This window comes from Arthrobacter sp. I3, assembly GCF_000520575.1.
Taxonomy (GTDB): Bacteria; Actinomycetota; Actinomycetes; order Actinomycetales; family Micrococcaceae; genus Arthrobacter; species Arthrobacter humicola_A.
In genome coordinates this window covers 1-16,582 of record NZ_AZSB01000522.1, presented here as the reverse complement: position 1 = coordinate 16,582, position 16,582 = coordinate 1, and the positions used below count along the sequence as shown (strand labels likewise).

The following is a 16,582-nucleotide window of genomic DNA, read 5'->3' as shown; positions in this document are numbered from 1 at the left end:
ACGCCGCCAGCGTTCATCCTGAGCCAGGATCAAACTCTCCGTTGAAGTAAAACAGACACAACATGCGCCCCCGGGAAAACGGGATACACACGCTGCACAAAATTTGAAACCAGCCAAAAACACCAGACCACACCACGGGGTGGCGGGCCCGGCAAATTCAACCAATTCAATACAATAAATTGGTATCAACAAACTTGGCACACTATTGAGTTCTCAAACAACAGACACACCCGGCACCACCACAACCAACATTTCGGTCGCGGATCGCTCCGGAGCAACTTTTCAAACTTACCCGATCTTGGAAGTCTTTGCAAATTCGCATTTCTGCGATTTACATTCATCCAAGAAGGTCCCCGCCGTTATTCAGCGCGCAAATTTGCGAACCATTTTCAGGCTGTTTAGAAGGGGGTCGGTCGCTTTCTTTCCGCATCAGCGGCGGCGACTCGAATTACTTTACACGCCGGGAGGACCCTGCACAAATCGGCCCCCTGAGGGGTCCCCTGGCGTCACATTCCCCGGAACCGCGCGGATTTCGGCAGCTCCGACCACCCCCAAAGGCCGGCGGGCCGGCGTCGGGCTTCTATGGAGTGGGTCACACATGCAAAGCACAGGGCTCCGCTCCCGGTGCCACACTAAGAGCGTGACGACGTCGTACGCGTTCCGAGCCGAGCTGTGGCACTACCCCGAGCAGGCAGGCTGGCACTTCATCACCTTGCCGCCGGACCTGGCGGAGCAGCTCAAGGACCAGGCCGCTCCGTTTCGGAAGGGCTTCGGTTCGGTGAAGGTGAAGGCCTGCATCGCCGGGCAGCGGTGGTCGACGTCGCTCTTCCCGGACAGCAGGACCAACTCGTACCTCCTCCCCGTCAAGAAGGCCATCAGAACCGCGGCCGGCATCCGCGCCGGCGATGAGGTGGACGTGGAAGTCGAGCTGATTCTTGACTGCTGACACCGGCAGCGGTCCTCGGAGCGCCCACCCACGTAACCGCCCCGCCTTGGCTAGCGGGGGCTGGGAACTCTGCCGCGGAGCTCCTGAAGCTGTTGCTCGAGTGACGCAATGCGCCGAATTCTCCGCCGTCCGACGCCTTGGCCCGCGACCGCCAGGACGGCATACAAAACCGCACTGATCGAGTAAAACCAGACTCCGTCCGGGTCAACGGAGGAGTCGTGGACGTTAAGGGCGATGGGTCCGGCCATGAAGATCGGCCCCAGCCATTGGCCAAACCTCAGGTCCCGCCGCCTCTTTTCAAGCGTAGGTCCCCAGTCAGCAAAGAGGCTGGCGAGAGGAAGTGCGCCCGTGCGCAGAGCCAGCTCCAGCGAGGCGGCCTGCTCGGGGCTGAGCCTGTCATCGTCTTTGAGGATGGCTCGCTCGAGCAGCGGGGAAAGGAAGGTGGATACCGTGATCACAACGGCAAAGCTCATCGCGGCCGGCCACAGCTCTTCCCGAAATGAGCTCGCGGGGTCAAAGGCGACATGAAGGGCGACCCAAATCTGGGTCGAGATGACGAGCTGGCCTGCAGTGGCCGCCCAGAAGGCCGGTCGGGTCAGCGTCCGGCGCAAAGTCGTGTTCATCAGTTCCACGCCCCCAATAGGTGATCGACTCTGCCACCATTCCTCGAGAGGACTCTACGCGGCCTCAACGGCTGACAACAGGGACTGGATTGCAGGGGTTGCCGCAGGGCGACTCGAGCGCTTGTGCTCTCTGTTGAGCCGCCGCTTGAAGGAACAGTTCACCCCGCCGGAGACGCCTCCACGAAGGCCACCTGCGTGGCGTATTGCTGATACAGCTTGACGGCTTCGTCGATCTCGATGTGGCCGAAGTTCAGTGCGACCTGCAGCCCCTCCAGCTGGGCGCTGGCGGTCTCGGCTGCGCTCACACGGTCCGCCACGGAACGGGACGTGGCAAAGTTCGTGGCCAGCGCCGCGGCAACGGAGCAGATCACCGCCAGCAGACACAGTCCGCGCCACACAATCGAGTCGTCGGCCAGGTTGAAGATGTTCGCCACCGCTTCAGTGAACCCCGTGCCACCGGCGGCGGGGCCGACCGTGAACGCGGCGGCCAGCGCACTGCCCACGATGCTGATGCTGGCCAGCCGGGAGCGCCGTGGTCGTTCCCTGCCGAGGTAGGACTGAAGGTCCCGTTGCTTCTCGTCGATGCGGTTGGACAGCCTTTGCCGCGTATCGGATGTTTCGTCCATGATCTGGTCCCCGGTTCCCTCGCCGATCGTGTCCGCACGCCTGGAAGGTGGGACTGCCAACGGTCCACCGGTTCCCCAGGGTTCCCCAGCCAGGGCGGGATCTCCCTGCCCCGTGGCCGCTCTCCTCCCGAAACGCGCACACGTTTAGGATGCTCCCGCGCCAATGCGGGTGTCTAGACACTTGACCGACGACGCCGGTGTTCCGCGCCTGTCCGGGGCGGGGAACGGTGCCCCGAGGTTCTCCCGCCGCCGCTATTCGCTCGTCGGCGCCTTCACGTCAGCTCCCGCGTGCACGGCGGTCTCGGTGGGAGGTCGCCAGATTGGCGTGCCGTCGAGTGAGAGGTCGGCCGGTGGAGCAGTCACATGGGCCGTGATCCCCTGGGCGCGGAGCTCAGTCTCAAGTATGAGCAGCATCCTCTCCGCCATGCCTCTAGAGAGTTCGCCTTTGGTGTCGGTCACAATCATGGGGCCCAGTTCGGTCAGATAGACGTCGGAGACGTAGTTTGGCGTGTACTGGGGGTAGTCGCCAGTCATTTCGGCGGGGCTCAGTTCCTTGCCGTTCTGGTCCACCGACATAAAGCGCCCTGCCGCGGCATACAATGCCGCGGCCGCCTTGTCCTGGTCGTCGGTCTCGACAAGGAACGCGGGTGACGTTTCCCATCCGTCACCCAGTCCTTCCTCGTACCTCTCGCCCTGCTGGTCGAAGATGTCAGGTGCCACGGTTACGCTCACCGCGCTGTTTCCCTTCACGTTGCCGTCGTGGGCGATGGACGGGCTCGGCTGAGGACTCGGGGTTGAGGGTGCCGCACGCATGGTGGGCGAAGTGAAGGCTTGACCGGGTTGCGTGGATCCAGAGCACCCGGCCAAGGCCAGCCCGAGAGTCACCACTACTGCCCCACAAAGATGTCGTCTTGACATGTGCCCTCCCCCGGCGCCCACCAGCCGAGGTCAGTGTAAGCCACCCCCGGCGCGCAGTATAGCTAGCTGGCGGGGTCGTACTGGAAAGCGCGGACCTCTTGCGCGCAACGGCAGGCGGCCGCGATCTTCGCGGCCCACTCCAAGGCAGCATCGTACGAGGGCAGCTCCAGCACCGAGTAGCCGCCTTCGAGCTGCGTCGTCTGCGGGTAAGTGCCCTCGCTCACCGTCCCGTCGCCGTCGACCATGACGGGCGGGACGCTCTCATCGATGCCGCCGCCAAACACCCAGACGCCGGCGTCCTTCGCCTCCTGGACGACCGCGTGCGACGCATCCGAAACAGCCTGCAGCTCTTCGTCAGGGAAGACCATGGCGGCACTCGGAAACGAGATCAGATACTTGGTCATTCGCGTCGACTCCTTGTTTGCAGCACGGTTTGCAGCTCGGTGGACCGCATACATCCTCGCCGATGCCATCGTGCCGCGCAACGGTCTCGGCGGCCCCGGTGGCCGTGACGGTGAACCTGGGACGTCAAACAGCACCCGATCCGTACGGGCGCGTGATTGCTTCAAGGAAATGCCCGTCAGGATCCGCGAAGTAGACGCCGCGTCCGCCGTCGTTGTGGTTGATCTGCTGTGGGCGGGACCGTCCCGGGTCCGCCCAATAGGGGATGCCCTCGGCCTGGATCCTTGCGAAGATTCCGTCGAAGTCCTCCTCGCTGACCAAGAAGGCGTAGTGCTGCGGGGCGATGGGCCGGTCCGCCGTGGCGAAATCGAGGGCCACCCCGTGGTCCAGCGGCACGGTCATGAAGGACCACATGGCTTGGGGTTCCGGCAGTCCGAGCACGTTGGCCAGGAACTTCGCCGACCGCCGCTTATCCGTTGCGTAGACGATGGTGTGGTTGAAAGCGACCGTCATGGCGACCTCCTCCGGTGTGGTTGTCTGAGACCATCTGACATCCGGCACTCTTCAGATTTCAAGAGCGCCGGCTACGTCCCTGGAACGTTCATGGCGCCAGTCTCAGCAGGGAAACATAGGCTGAGATCACGACGCCGGCCGGTGGCCCAGTCTTCGAGCGGAAGCCCTTGACGGGCACTGTCATACTGACGCCATGGCAATCCGAATGACACGGCGTGGAACGGTACTGCTGCGGTACGGTGCCGCGGCTGCCCTGCTTGTCGCTGCCCAGCTGGCGGGCTTTTGGTTCCACTCAGCCGGCATTTACCAAGGCACCGCGAACGTTCCGCTCGCCGAATTTCCGGAGGACGTGGACGTTTTCTACGTTCTGACCTTCGCACCCTCCATGATCGGACTCAAATACCTGGCCTACGACTTCGCGGTTAGGGCGTTCACGAAGACCTACAGGACTCCTGCGCTGCTCGTCTGCTTCTTCGTCGGCTATGCGGCCGCATTGGCCATCGACGCCGCCTGCCTATTTTCGGCGTCGAAGCCAATAGCCGATGCAGGGTTCGCCATCATGGGCGCGATTTTCCAAACTCCGTTGGTCCTCTTCGCGTTTGGGACCGCAATCGCCGCGACGGTCCTTTTGAAAGACCGGCCTCCTCAGACCGGGGCTACGCAGGCCCCGTGACCGACACCCGGCGATAACAGAATGCCGCCACGAAGCGCTCCGCGAAGGCACCGCACGACCCCGGGCCTGACCCCCGCCTCCCATGCTGGAGGCGGGGGTCAGGCCCGTGCGGTTACTGGCGTGCGGCCGTTGAGATTCGGTCAGCCCTGGAGAGACCGTAGGGATGCGTACGGTTCGCTGGGCAGGTTGCCTGCCATCCAGGGGCGGGTGGACCGGATGGGAGGGGTGTGGCCCCGGCCGTCGCGGACGACCGCGACGATGGTGGCGACGGCTGCGAAGACCAGGAGTCCGGCGAGCAGGAAAGCGGCAAATTCCATGTGAAGAGCACCTCGGGCGAGTGATGGAGCTGGTTGTTGGGGCTGATGATGGATCAGGTTGTTGGGCCGGAATCCCGGGAGATCGGTGCGGGTTTAGTTTGCGGCTGGGGTTCAGGTTTCCGGTCCTCTTGTGGGGACATGTCCAGTTTCCGCACCCACCGTGTGAGCCACCGTGTGAGCATTTTCCGCTGTGGTTTCCGCCCGCTTCCCGCTCCCTTCGGCTCCGATCAGGCGCCGGCCAGGCGCCGTCGCTCCCCCGCCGCACGCCCGCCGTCGGCCCCTCCCGTGCGCCCGCTGGCGGCGTAGCATGACTCATATGGCCGAGACTTGGATTCGGCTCCTCGGTCCGCCCCGGATCGAGTCCGCTGGCACCGCACCCCGGCAGCCCCGGGGCCGCAAGGCGTGGGCTGTGCTGGCCTACCTCGCGCTGCAACCGGGCGGCACCGGCCGGGCCCGGACGGCGGCCCTCCTGTTCCCCGACGCCGAGGACCCGCTCGGTGCCCTGCGCTGGAATCTCTCCGAGCTGCGCCGGACCCTCGGCGCGGATTCGGTGGGCGGCGATCCGCTGCGGCTGGTGTTGCCGGCCGGCTGGAACTGCGATGTGCTTGCCGCCCTGCAGCCAGCCGGCGGCGCCGACCCCCGCACCTTCGACGGCGACCTCCTGGAGGGACTCGCCTTCGAAGAATGCCCGGCGTTCGAGTCCTGGCTGGAGGACCAGCGGCACCGGCTCGAGAACTCTGTCCTGACGCTGCTCTACGAGGCATCGCTCGCCGCGCTGGCGGCCGGAAGGGCGGACGACGCCGTCGACCTCGCCACCCGCGCGCTGCACCTGGACCCCTTCAACGCGGACTGCCATGCCGTGCTGATCAAAGCCCTGCTAGCCCTGGGTGACTACCGGCGGGCGCGGGAACAGGCCGACAAGTGCCGCGAGCTGTACCGGCGGGAGCTCGGACTCGGCGTGCCGGCGGAGGTGCGCCGGGCACTGGCAGATGCGGCGCCCGCCGCGGAGCCGGGGCTGCCGGCCAGTTCGGCCGCGGTGCGGTCCTACCTGGATGCCGCCGAGGCGTCGCTCTCGGCCGGCTCGGTGGACCGCGGGCTGGAGCAGTTGCGCCTTGCAGCCGAGATCGCGCAACGGACCGGCGACCATCATCTGCTCGCCGAATCCTTGGTCACATTGTCCGGGGCGCTGATCCATCAGGCCGGCGGCCGCGGCGCCGAGGTGGCCGATCTCCTGCACCGGGCTTTGAAATCGGAAGGACTGGATCCTGAGTCGCTGCAGTCCGGAACACGGAACCCCGGGCGGCCGGCGTCGCGGGTGGCGGCGGCCGCATACCGGGAGCTGGGGTACCTGTCCGTGCAACGGGGCATTCCGGACCGTGCGGCCGGCTGGCTGGAGCAGGCGGCCCGGGCGGCCGACGGGTTCGACGACGAACGCTCCAGGATCCTGGCCATCCAGGGCATGGCGGCCTCGGATACCGCGCATTACGGTGAGTCGCTGGCGGCTTTGGCCGAATCGAGACGGCTTGCCACGGCCGTGGGCGGCCGCCGCCTGCTGGCGTTCAGCACCGCCCTGGCCGGCCGGGTGCATCTGCTGCGCGGGGATTTGGAGCCGGCGGCCGACTGCCTGGACCGGGCCCAGGAACTGATCGCGGCCGAGCACTGGACCGCGTTTGAGCCGTTTGTCGCCGGCCTCCGCGGCGAGACGTTCCTCGCCGCAGGCCGGCTGGAGGACGCTGCTCCCCTGATCGACCGTTCGTGGGTGATGGCCGACGTCGCCGGCGACCACTGCTACCTGACCCTGGCCGCGGGGGCCAAGGCCCGGCTCAGCATGGCGTTGAATGATCAGGCGTCGGCCGAGTCGTGGCTGAAGCGGGGGCTCGACACCACGCCCTGGTATCTCTGGTACCGGGCGCGGCTGCTGGACACCGCCGCCGAGGTCGCGATCGACGCCGGTTCCCCCGCAGCCGGGGACTACGCCGACCGGCTGGGCATCATGGCCAGCCGCGGCGCACTGCGCGAACTGGTGGTCCGGGCGCACTCGCACCGGGCCGTCCTGGGCGATGCTGCCGCAGCGGAGACCATCCCGTGGCTGGCCAAGGACATCGACAACCCGGCATTGAACACGTACCTGGCGCGGCGGGGCCAGCTCTGATCAGCTGCGGCGCCTGCTGTTGTACTGGGCGGCAGGGGCGAAAGACACTGCTGACTCGACGCGCGCCTGGTGCTACGGTAGCGAAATGTCAGCAACCTTGGTTCGCCCCAGACGCGGCAAAATCTTCGCAGGCGTGTGCGCTGCCCTGGCCGACCGTTTCGAAGTCCCCCGGGCATTTGTCCGGCTCGGGTTCATGTTCTTCGGCCTGTTCGGCGTGGGCGAGTTCGTCTACGTCGCGTTGTGGATCCTCATCCCCCGGGACGATTAGCTGCAGGGCAGGACCGCCGCACCGAGCGGTGGCCTCACTGGAACTGAGTAGCCCATCCATCGCGCTGCCCCGTGCCCTAGGATCGCGGTATGGGGCCAACCGAGGACTTGTTCGAAGGGCAACCGTCCGGGATGCCGGAGCCAATGGCCCGGGGTAAGGCCCTCTATCAACCTGCGGAGGGCGAACCGGCCAAGGTCAGGCACGTGGCCGGCTACGCCCCGTTCATCGAATTTTGCACCGGCCGCGGAGTCAGCGCCGAAGAAGTGGCTTCGGATCCTGAGCGGCTCATTTCGTTCCTGCGCACGTTCGGCTCTCACTTTGAAAACGACAACACGCTCAGTGCCGCGGCGGCCGTCTTCGCCGGGAACGCCATCGCCCGCCTGAGACCGGACGCGCACTGGGCCGCCTACGAAGGCGCACCTTCCACGGTGGGAAACCGGCAGCGGCAGTTCGACGTCGACCGTCTGCTGGTGGCTGTGCGCAGCGCGGACGAAGAATCATTGCGCGGGTTCGTTTCCGCGCTTTTGGACTGGGCCAGGGAGGAAGTGCATGAGTCCCCGGCAATGCGGCCCGTTCCGGTACCACCGGCGGCAAGACAGCCCCGCTATGCCCGGCCGGACCTGCCGACGACCACTTACTACTCCCCCGCCGGGGAACCCATTCCCTACGGCCGGCAGTGGGGCGCTGAGGGGCCCGATCGTGATTCCTACAGCGTGGACAGCCACCCCGAGCGTTTCGCCGGACTCCACATCGTGGCACGGGCCCTGATCGACCATCTGGCTACCGCGTACGACGTCGAGGTCCATGAGGATCCGGTCCACGCCAGGGACCTGCTGATTGAGATCCGGGACGTGCTGCATGCAGTTCGGGTCACCCCGCGGCGTTCCGGAGCGGCGCCATTGACGTTTGTGCTGACCGGCTATCCGGGCGTCATGGTCCACGCCGGTGTGCTGCACGACTTCCCGTTTCCCGTGTGCGGCTGCGACGCGTGCGACGAGACGGCTGAGACAGCAGCGGACCGGATGGAGCGGCTGGTGCTCTCGGTCGCGGCCGGCGGATACGCCGAACGGTATCCGGTTGGCAGCCGGCGGTGGAGCAAATACGCACTCAGCGCGTTCGACGGCTCGGGCTCGGAAAGCGGCAGTGGCGAACCCGGCCCCGTCGCCCCCGCCCGACTCCACGAGGCAGAGATCCGGCTGCGGGAGGTAGACGGCCCGTGGCGTCCGTGGCCGCTGCGCGGGAGCTGAACTCCGACGGTGGTGCCGCGCCGCCGTCGTCGTCCGCCGCTTGGAAGCACAGGTGGGTTAAACAAAAGCAGGGCCCGTCCGAAGACGGGCCCTGCTCGAAACCTAACGGTCCCGGGTATCTAAAAGGAAATTAGATAGCCTGGATGTTGGTGGCCTGGGGACCCTTGGGGCCCTGCTCGGTTTCGAAGGAGACCTTCTGGTTCTCTTCGAGGGAGCGGAAGCCGGAGGAGTTGATCGCAGAGTAGTGTGCGAAAACGTCCTGTGAGGAGTCATCGGGGGAAATGAAGCCGAAGCCCTTTTCAGCGTTAAACCATTTGACGGTACCAGTAGCCATTATTTTTGTCCTTCGTGAAGGTGGAGGAACTGTCCCGACTTTCGGGTCCTCCTGTTTGGGGTGCTCAAAACCGCTGCTTCAGAAGAACATGGGCTTTCGACCATGCGTACTGCCTGAACTACGAACTGCATAAACACAACAACAGGATCAACCNNGCGCGCCAGCCGTCTGCGCGCCCCGCCTGTAACGTGCCCGGCGGCGGGCATATCCTGCAGGAAGACCAGCCCTTGACCGTCAGTTACCGGAGGAAGACCCATGGAAATGCCGAAGGCGTCCGACGCCGACAAGGAACACTTCCGCTCGGTGCTGCCTGATAATCCCAAGGTGGTGGTCAAGCCGATGTTCGGGAATCTGGGGGCGTTCGTGCACGGGAACATGTTCGCCGGCCTGTTCGGCCCCACCATCGGCGTGAAGCTGGGCGAGGCGGACAAGGAAATGCTCGAAAGCACCGAGCGGACCGTCCCGTTCGGGCCGGCCGAGCGTCCGATGGGCGGCTACACCGGGCTGCCGGAGATCTGGAACGCCGAGGGCGACGGCGACGAGGCGCGGGCCAAGGCCTGGGTGGCGAAAGCATTCGAGCACGTGGCCGGACTGCCGCCGAAGGAACCGAAGGTTTCGAAACCCCGGCCCAAGAAGTAGCAAGACTTAGGGCATTACAACATTCACGAGTTCTGACCGGCTGCCGGTTTCCAGGTCCTCGGTTAGGGCCAGCGCACCGATCTGGGGGCAGTGATACTTGTACTCGCGGGAGTTCTTTTCAAGCGGCGTCCAGTCGTAGACCTTGACGCAGTCGGTGTAGGTGCCGGATTTCGTGGAGACGGTCTCGCCGGTAGCCACAGTGTCCCGCATATCTTCCGCCTGGCCAACGTAAAATTCCTGCTTGTAGGAGTCGCCGACGCGCTGCTCGGCCTTCATCCAGATCCCGGCTTTTGCGCCGTCTTTTCCATGTAAAAAGCTGCCGGAGTGGTTCAACAAGATTCCATTCGAGTAGTTGTCCACGTCCTCGCCGAAATACCACACGTCGCCGTTTTTGTGTTGCGCCAGATAATCCCGGGTTTCCTCTACCAGCTGCCCGCTCTTGTACTCCTTGTCCAGATAGACCACCGTCTCAACACCGTCTATGGTCCGCGTCTCCGGCAGGATTTCGATCTCGATCCTCTCGGTGACTCTTCCTTGCTCGGTGGTCTCGTACGTCAGTTTTTTGCCGACAGGGAGGGCGAAGTATTTATTGGTGATTTCAGTGGTGAAATCGGCTGGGTTGATCTGCGGGTTGTACTCCGCTGCGCTCCTTTTTGTGTTGTCGAGGACAAATAATGTCGCCCCACCAACCACCAGCAACAGGACGATCACACCAAAGAAGATTTTGGTTCGCCGATTCATGACCTTTCCCACTCCTTCTGAGTAGAAATTCCCGTAGGGGGTCAGAGCACCGTTGTTTGCCTATGGCCATGGCCATAGAAAAAGGTAGCGGTCCGCCCTGAACCAGAACACCCTTGACGTACACCACGCTGGGGCCCACGCCGTCTCCGGGCACCTGTACGCAGCGACGCTGCGGGCTTATCCTGCCAACAAAGCCAGCCCTGCACGTTGGCTACGGGAGAAGAACCATGGAGACCCCGACGGCCGCCCGACCTGCGGCTCCGCAAAGTGTCGACACCCTCGTCGTCGGGGCCGGACAGGCTGGCCTGGCCACGAGCTACTGGCTAAGCCGGGCCGGCATCGAACATCAGTTGCTGGAACGGCGCGAAACGCTGGGCGGGGCGTGGCAGGACCGGTGGGACGCGTTTTGCCTGAACACGCCGAACTTCTCGCTCGCTCTGCCCGGCATGCCGTATGAAGGGCCCGCTCCGGAAGCAGCAGCTGCTGCCCACCTACGACAGAGATGTCGACGGCCGCTCCGCAAAGTGGTGCATCGATTGGTACTTCCACCCCGAAGCCGGCTCACGAATAGAAGCGCTGTGGCGGGCATGGGAACACCACCGCCTTGACGGTGCAACGGGAATGAGTGTGCGGTGGAAAGACCATGCCGACCACGACATGAATGTTTTGCTCGACCCACGCAGCCCGTTCCCCAGGTGCGCCATGAAGGCACACCGGGATCCTGAGCATCTGGAACCGAAGAAAGCCCCTGCCGGCTGGTTCCCCGACGTTTGACAAGAGAGGTCTTGATGACCCCCACACCTGGCAGGCGAAGCCAAAAGGTCCTGAACAAGGACTGATGGGTATCGGGTGCTGGTCAACGGACGTGGTCAAATAGACCGTGCAGATGAAGCTGAGCGAATTTAGTACCGGGCTCGAAAGCCTCAACGAGGCGTATAGGGAAGTTACGGACCAGTTAAGGATGGAAGACTCCGAGGCAAACGCGGGTTTCAGGGACGTGCTGCTTATCTGGTGGGAAGCCCTCAGCCCGGACTACGAGTTTCTTTCAACCTATGAAGAATCAGTCCTGCAAGACAAAAAATCCATCGACGATCACGAGAATACGGTCGAGCAACTGGGGAATGTTCTTAGGCAGCGCGACTCGAAGAATATCGAGCTCTGGAGTGCATACCTACTAGACACTCTCCAGAAATATGTGGACAAGGTGGCACAGACGGCTAGGGATAAAGCCGCCCGAGTCGAGGGCACCGGGGAAAAGTCAGAAGCCTCAAAGATGCGGGACGACCATCGCCGGACCTTGTTGCTTGCAACGCGGATTGAACAGGCGGATCTCTCACAGCGCCTCCGCGCGGCCGTCAAGGAAGCAAGGGCCGCTGCCAAGGAAGCCCAGGGTGCAGCGGAGAGCGCCAAGATAGCCGCTGGAGTTGCCTCGGGGGCAGAGCTGACGAAAAGGTTTAAAGCGCTATCAAAGCAGCAGCTACGAACTGCAACTCAGTTCCGCTGGCTAACGGCAGTTTGTGTGCTCGCCGGCATTGTGGGCACGTACTGGATCGCATTCGGCGCAGGCGTGTCCCATCCCGCCGAGACGACAACAGGAGATGCGATCATCAGAGTGTCCCTACTGGGCGCTGTCTTGGGACTGGCGACTTACTTCGGTAGGCAGGCTGGCTACCACCGCGACCTAGGTACCTGGGCCAAGACCATCGAAGAGCAGCTGCTTACCTTTGACGGCTACATGGAACCCGTACACGATGAGACAATTCGCGACGGAATGAGGGCAGCTTTCGCGGCACGTGTATTCGGTTCTTCTCCTGACTCCAAAGACGATTCGGGCGTGACGCTGGGTTCTTCCTTCATCAGCGAACTACTAGCAGCGGTCGGGAAATCTGGGGCGAATGCGGCAAAGTAGACTGCCCTGAACCGGTCCAACATTGAGTGGTGCGAAGACGTAGCCTCCTAAACCGACCAGATACAGGGAAAGGGGTGTCAACCTAAGGGTGACACCCCTTTTCCTGCTGGGCCCGGCTAGCGGAATAGACCACCCTTGCCTCGCTCCGCGCCCACAGACGCCCCTGTTCGGGACCTTCTGGCCTTCGCTGCCCCCTTGCCCGCGGTCACTGCGGCGCCGGGGTGTGTACCTCCGCGGCGGGCCGCTGCGAGGTGGCCGCGTATCTGGGTTTCGTTTCCGCCCTTGCTTGCCAGGAAATCGACAGCTACCGCAATCCGAGCCAACTGCCCGACGGTGCCGTGCTCATCGTTGGCACCGGCCAGTCCGGCGGCCAGATCGCCAAGGAACTGCTCGCCGTCGGCCGCGAAGTCCACCTGGCGGTGTCCACGTGCCCGGAAGCACCGCGCCGGTACCGCGGCCAGGACCTCCTCTATTGGATGATGCAGCTTGCACAATTCGGCCCCGACTACGGACTGAACGGCCTCATCGTGGGGCAGCTGTCCTCCCCCGCGGTTCGCCCGTAACCCGCTGGTGTCCGGCGCCGACGGCGGCCACGACATCCACCTGCGGGACCTCGGCCGGCGCGGCGTCCGGCTGCATGGCCATTTGGAAGCAGCCGACGACGGCGACCTCGTCTTCAGTGATGACCTTCCGGAACGCCTGGCCCTGGTGGAGGCGGCGTTCTACCAGCGGATGAAGTCGATGTTCGACAACTATATCGCCGCCACCGGCATGTCGGCACCGGAGCCGGAGCCGACATGCAGGGACGACTGGCTTCCTTCGGAGCCGGCGCGGCTGAACTTGGAAGCCGCCAACGTCACGTCGGTCCTCTGGGCCACGGGCTACCGGCTGGACTTCAGCATCCTGGACATCCCGGTGCTGGACGAATGGAACTACCCGCGGCACCAGCGCGGCGTCACCGAACACCCGGGCTTGTACGCGGTCGGGTTGCCGTGGCTGACCGGGCACGGCTCGTCCATCGTGGCGGGCATGGGCCGCGATGCCGAATAGATTGCGCAGCACATCGCGGAGAACAATGCGCAGAACATCGCCGCCCGGTGACGGCGACGTTCCAGAGGGGTGGCTACCCCGCGCAAGGCCCGTCGAAGTCCGCTGGCGCGGCGAGGCCGGCCGAGGTGAACCATTGCCTGGCCCAGGCCTGGACCGAGGGTTTGGCGAGTTGCTCGGCGACAAGCTCCGGCGGCCCGTCGAAGACGGACTTCCCCTCCCCCAGGAGGTCCCCGGTGCCACTGCCGGCAAGAAGCCCGAAGAGGGCAGGCTGGTCGAGGAAGGGAAGCTTCCCGCCGTCGCCATCGGTCAGCACGCCCCAACGCGAGGTGAACAGCGAAAACTCCTCCCGGCGTTCCCCGTGGTCCACTACGAGCGGGCAGGCTTCGCCGTCGAGCTGGATCCGCCGGTAGTTGGGCTCCGTTTCATCGAGGGCCATCAGTTGGACATCGTCCAGCCACGAAAGCCAGACCGCTGTGCACTCTCCCAGCAGGGGATACGGGGCGGCGGCGATGTAGCCGGCCTTGCTCACATGGGCGGAGTGGCCAACGGCGATGTTGTGGAGCTGGCCCCGGACCAGCGGCAGGACCGCGCTGACAGGCTGGTGGTAGCTGGCGAATTTCCGCCGCATCACGTCGGCGCTCGAATTCGAACCGATGGAGACCACCAGGGACCGGGCTTCCAGCGGCGCCGCGCCGGCTTGAGCGAGGGCTTCTTCCAGTCCGGCTGAAGGCCCAAGGGGCCGGAACTCATCACCGTCCATGACACCCGAAGCCAGTGGCGGGTCCCACGGATACAGCAGAGGATCGAGATGGCCGGCGCCGCCAGCCCCGCTCAGTCCCATGGAGTCAGCCGGGTGAAGCCGTCGGCGTCGTGATCGAGACCAATCAAGGTGGCCCGCTTTCGTGGTTCGGGACTTCCAGTGTCCCGCATTTTGGAGGAATCGGACCTTCGACGCCTAGGGAGCCGGGCAGCCTGCGTCGCTTCAGTGCGCCTGTAATCCCAGATACAACGGCCCGACGCCATTCTCCGCAAAAGAGTCAATACCTCGATGATCGGGGCTGGGCAGGCGGGGCTGGCCACGAGCTACTTGCTCACCCGGCACGGTGTGGAGCACCAGGTGCTCGAGCGGCGGGATGTCCTGGGTGGTGCATGGCAGGACCGGTGGGACTCGTTCTATCTCAACATGCTGCGGGGGCTGACGTACGACGGTCCCGCACCGTATCCCCAGCCTGCGGGAGCGCTCCTGGCTCCGAAACCAGCCGCGCGCCACCGGGTGCCCGCCCGCCCTGCGGGAAGACCGTGGCAGGATGGTCCATGATGGACAGGCGGTTGCGGCGGGCTCCTGACGCCGAATGGGTGCTCATGTACCGGCTCGGACTGAGGCGGAAACGTATCGCTGCCCTCGTGCGCGTTACGCCCGCCGCCGTCGGATACCACTTGGCCATTGCCCGACGCCAGGACCCGGGCCTCGAAGCCCAGCATCAGGCTGCCGCCGGCGCCGCCCCCATTCCTTACCCCTCTCCCAAGGATCTCGCCCGCATGGATGGTGTCATCGCTTGGGTCTCGGCCGAGGGCAGGCTCCCTGACGGTCGTTCTGACGATCGGGGCGAAAGATCGATGGCGCGATGGCTGTCCGGACGCCGGCGCGAAGCAGCTGAGGGTACCCTTGACCTCGCGTACAGTGCCGGTCTTACCAAGCTGCCCGGATGGCCGGGTAATCGCAGGGAAATTACGGACGAAGCGCGCTGGCACAATCGCTTGGCCGAACTCGTGGACTTCCGGCAGGACGGCAACGACTGGCCCCGCCACCATGACTACGGCACAGAGCGCGAACACACCCTCGGCGTGTGGCTCCACAAGCAGCGCTACAAACGCCGCCGCGGCGAACTTGATTCCGAGAAGACCGAGCTTTTGGACGACGCAGCTCCCGGGTGGAAACGAGGCAGGACGAGAGGTCGGCCTCCCCGTGGGTAACTACTGGTTCTACGACGTGGCCAGAGCCCTGGCCTGATGCGTCCCAAGGTGTGGGCCGTTGGCGCTCGCCCACGTCATGGACCGGCTGTTATTCTTCATCCAGGTTCCAGTCAGCAGCCAGTTCTTCAAGAACCCCATCCTTGAGCGCCCGCTCGAGTCCTACTAGACCCCTGCTGACTGCTTCATCAGAGTTCTGGCGAAGCCGAAGACTCTTCTTCATAGAGTCCGCGATCGCTTTCTGAATGTCGGCCTCGATAGTGGGTACCACCAGAGCTGCGATCTCGGAGGGCTTCCAATGCAAAATATTGGAACCTCCCGCATCCCTCTGGGCTTGGAGCTGGACCAACCTGGAATTCAAAACCACGGAAAGATAGTTCGGAAGGCAGCTCTCGGGATCCTTGACAGTCAGTAGAAGGACGCCGCCTGAAACAACGAAGTCCGAATCCTCCTGGATGCAGAATGCTTGCCCGACGCTTCCGTCCTTGCTGAGCAAGATGGTGTCTTGCTTAGGGGCCAGACCAGCCAGCAGGTCCTTGTTTTCGGCTACGAAAGTGGTGGACAGACGCACGGAAGGCTCAGTCACTCCGAACTTGTCGAAGTCTCCAACGCGAACAAATGGCATCCCCTCGCCGTCGTCGCTGTAGGCAGAGGTGCCAGGCTCCACCGACTTCTCGATGCGGACCAAACGACCCAACGCTTCGTGAGGCTTTGATCGAATATGCTCGGCCACCTGCTCAAACTTTGCCTGAGAGTACTCAGCGTCCAGTCGCCCGGATAAGCCGAATGTCTCTCCCAGTGTCCGGACACTAGTCCGGTTGGTCGACGGTGACTCGTCGACGTCCCCCAGGTAATCGGTCAGGAGCGATTCAGCGTCTCCATACGATGCTATGGCCCGATCACGCAGCGTGCGGGACGCCAAATAGAGCGACTCAAAGGACGCTTCAAATTCCTGTGTGAACTCCGGGATCCTTATGCTTGCTACGGGCGGCAGGGTGAGGTGCGGCTGCCCGGTCTGACTTGCTGTTCGCCACAGCTGGTCCTGCCCGTGCTTGGAGTGGAGGAACATCCAGACAAAGTATTTGTTCCTAGTCAGACCAGCCGTCCGCAGCAGGATTAGGTCCCGACTGAGGGCAACATGTGGATGATCATCGGTAATTATGCCGACCTTCGCGAGCGTGTTTCCTCCCTTCGCGATTACGATGTCACCGGGTTGGCCCACAGCAATGGTCGTCGAATTCTGATCAAGCACA

21 protein-coding genes and 2 pseudogenes are annotated in these 16,582 nt (G+C 64.0%); 13 read left to right on the top strand and 10 right to left on the bottom strand.

The annotated features are described in order from the left end of the window. Nucleotides 1–640 precede the first annotated feature (640 nt). Nucleotides 641–946: a DUF1905 domain-containing protein gene (locus tag Y706_RS0101915; RefSeq protein WP_028275261.1), complete on the top strand. Its 306-nt coding sequence runs from the start codon at nt 641–643 to the stop codon at nt 944–946. A 50-nt stretch (nt 947–996) separates the two neighbouring features. Here the strand turns inward: Y706_RS0101915 and Y706_RS0101910 are convergent, their stop codons facing one another. The 5 genes from Y706_RS0101910 to Y706_RS0101890 form a co-directional block, all read right to left on the bottom strand. Beyond that, nucleotides 997–1,569, bottom strand: coding sequence for a hypothetical protein (locus Y706_RS0101910; RefSeq protein ID WP_162159050.1), 573 nt, complete (start codon nt 1,567–1,569; stop codon nt 997–999). A gap of 158 nt (nt 1,570–1,727) precedes the next feature. Then, entirely contained in the window at nt 1,728–2,195 is a 468-nt protein-coding gene (locus Y706_RS0101905) for a hypothetical protein (RefSeq protein WP_028275259.1), read from the bottom strand. Between the two features lie 252 nt (nt 2,196–2,447). Then, entirely contained in the window at nt 2,448–2,927 is a 480-nt protein-coding gene (locus Y706_RS0101900; RefSeq protein WP_028275258.1) for a hypothetical protein, read from the bottom strand. Between the two features lie 248 nt (nt 2,928–3,175). Further along, nucleotides 3,176–3,517 (bottom strand): YciI family protein, encoded by a 342-nt coding sequence (locus Y706_RS0101895; RefSeq protein ID WP_028275257.1) that lies wholly within the window; start codon nt 3,515–3,517, stop codon nt 3,176–3,178. 124 nt (nt 3,518–3,641) lie between these two features. Continuing rightward, complete coding sequence (locus Y706_RS0101890; RefSeq protein ID WP_028275256.1) at nt 3,642–4,028, bottom strand: VOC family protein; 387 nt, start codon at nt 4,026–4,028, stop codon at nt 3,642–3,644. Between the two features lie 193 nt (nt 4,029–4,221). Between Y706_RS0101890 and Y706_RS0101885 the strand changes: the two genes are divergently transcribed. Next, nucleotides 4,222–4,701, top strand: coding sequence for a hypothetical protein (locus Y706_RS0101885; RefSeq protein ID WP_156945039.1), 480 nt, complete (start codon nt 4,222–4,224; stop codon nt 4,699–4,701). Nucleotides 4,702–4,841: 140 nt separating this feature from the next. Here the strand turns inward: Y706_RS0101885 and Y706_RS29525 are convergent, their stop codons facing one another. After that, complete coding sequence (locus Y706_RS29525; protein ID WP_164468546.1) at nt 4,842–5,018, bottom strand: hypothetical protein; 177 nt, start codon at nt 5,016–5,018, stop codon at nt 4,842–4,844. Between the two features lie 316 nt (nt 5,019–5,334). Between Y706_RS29525 and Y706_RS0101875 the strand changes: the two genes are divergently transcribed. The 3 genes from Y706_RS0101875 (at nt 5,335) to Y706_RS27355 (ending at nt 8,685) form a co-directional block, all read left to right on the top strand. Further along, complete coding sequence (locus Y706_RS0101875; RefSeq protein WP_043434173.1) at nt 5,335–7,170, top strand: AfsR/SARP family transcriptional regulator; 1,836 nt, start codon at nt 5,335–5,337, stop codon at nt 7,168–7,170. Nucleotides 7,171–7,255: 85 nt separating this feature from the next. Further along, nucleotides 7,256–7,438 carry a PspC domain-containing protein gene (locus Y706_RS0101870; protein WP_028275253.1) on the top strand — a complete coding sequence of 61 codons (183 nt, stop codon included), beginning with the start codon at nt 7,256–7,258 and terminating at the stop codon, nt 7,436–7,438. Between the two features lie 89 nt (nt 7,439–7,527). Beyond that, complete coding sequence (locus tag Y706_RS27355) at nt 7,528–8,685, top strand: DUF6226 family protein (protein ID WP_052354978.1); 1,158 nt, start codon at nt 7,528–7,530, stop codon at nt 8,683–8,685. Between the two features lie 130 nt (nt 8,686–8,815). On the opposite strand, the gene Y706_RS0101860 is transcribed toward Y706_RS27355, so the two are convergent. Continuing rightward, on the bottom strand, nt 8,816–9,019 hold the full coding sequence (locus tag Y706_RS0101860) for a cold-shock protein (protein WP_011690916.1): 204 nt from the start codon (nt 9,017–9,019) through the stop codon (nt 8,816–8,818). 255 nt (nt 9,020–9,274) lie between these two features. Between Y706_RS0101860 and Y706_RS0101855 the strand changes: the two genes are divergently transcribed. Then, a complete protein-coding gene (locus Y706_RS0101855; RefSeq protein WP_028275251.1) occupies nt 9,275–9,658 on the top strand; it encodes a TfoX/Sxy family protein in 384 nt (127 codons plus the stop codon). 6 nt (nt 9,659–9,664) lie between these two features. Here Y706_RS0101855 and Y706_RS0101850 read toward each other — a convergent pair whose 3' ends face one another. Then, entirely contained in the window at nt 9,665–10,399 is a 735-nt protein-coding gene (locus Y706_RS0101850) for a hypothetical protein (protein ID WP_028275250.1), read from the bottom strand. Nucleotides 10,400–10,626: 227 nt separating this feature from the next. Between Y706_RS0101850 and Y706_RS28580 the strand changes: the two are divergent. The 5 genes and pseudogenes from Y706_RS28580 to Y706_RS30630 all read left to right on the top strand — a co-directional run. Then, nucleotides 10,627–10,875, top strand: a pseudogene (locus tag Y706_RS28580) (NAD(P)-binding protein); the annotation flags it as partial. Further along, the gene (locus Y706_RS23050; protein WP_084475853.1) at nt 10,853–11,173 is read left to right on the top strand and encodes a DUF4913 domain-containing protein; all 321 of its coding nucleotides are present in this window, start codon (nt 10,853–10,855) and stop codon (nt 11,171–11,173) included. The pseudogene Y706_RS28580 and the gene Y706_RS23050, both read left to right, overlap by 23 nt. A 112-nt stretch (nt 11,174–11,285) precedes the next feature. Continuing rightward, the gene (locus Y706_RS0101840; RefSeq protein WP_156945038.1) at nt 11,286–12,308 is read left to right on the top strand and encodes a hypothetical protein; all 1,023 of its coding nucleotides are present in this window, start codon (nt 11,286–11,288) and stop codon (nt 12,306–12,308) included. 221 nt (nt 12,309–12,529) lie between these two features. Further along, complete coding sequence (locus Y706_RS30635) at nt 12,530–12,871, top strand: hypothetical protein (protein ID WP_343213017.1); 342 nt, start codon at nt 12,530–12,532, stop codon at nt 12,869–12,871. A 7-nt stretch (nt 12,872–12,878) separates the two neighbouring features. Further along, on the top strand, nt 12,879–13,358 hold the full coding sequence (locus Y706_RS30630; protein WP_343213016.1) for a hypothetical protein: 480 nt from the start codon (nt 12,879–12,881) through the stop codon (nt 13,356–13,358). 73 nt (nt 13,359–13,431) lie between these two features. Here the strand turns inward: Y706_RS30630 and Y706_RS23040 are convergent, their stop codons facing one another. Continuing rightward, a complete protein-coding gene (locus tag Y706_RS23040; RefSeq protein WP_052354977.1) occupies nt 13,432–14,118 on the bottom strand; it encodes a hypothetical protein in 687 nt (228 codons plus the stop codon). Between the two features lie 288 nt (nt 14,119–14,406). Here Y706_RS23040 and Y706_RS29935 point away from each other — a divergent pair. Further along, nucleotides 14,407–14,541 (top strand): annotated as a pseudogene (locus Y706_RS29935) (NAD(P)-binding protein); the annotation flags it as partial. Beyond that, entirely contained in the window at nt 14,508–15,332 is an 825-nt protein-coding gene (locus Y706_RS30625) for a helicase associated domain-containing protein (RefSeq protein WP_343213015.1), read from the top strand. The pseudogene Y706_RS29935 and the gene Y706_RS30625, both read left to right, overlap by 34 nt. Nucleotides 15,333–15,420: 88 nt before the next feature. On the opposite strand, the gene Y706_RS29060 is transcribed toward Y706_RS30625, so the two are convergent. Beyond that, nucleotides 15,421–16,582 (bottom strand): restriction endonuclease subunit S (locus Y706_RS29060; protein WP_216699092.1); only part of this gene is annotated, 1,162 nt, incomplete at its 5' end.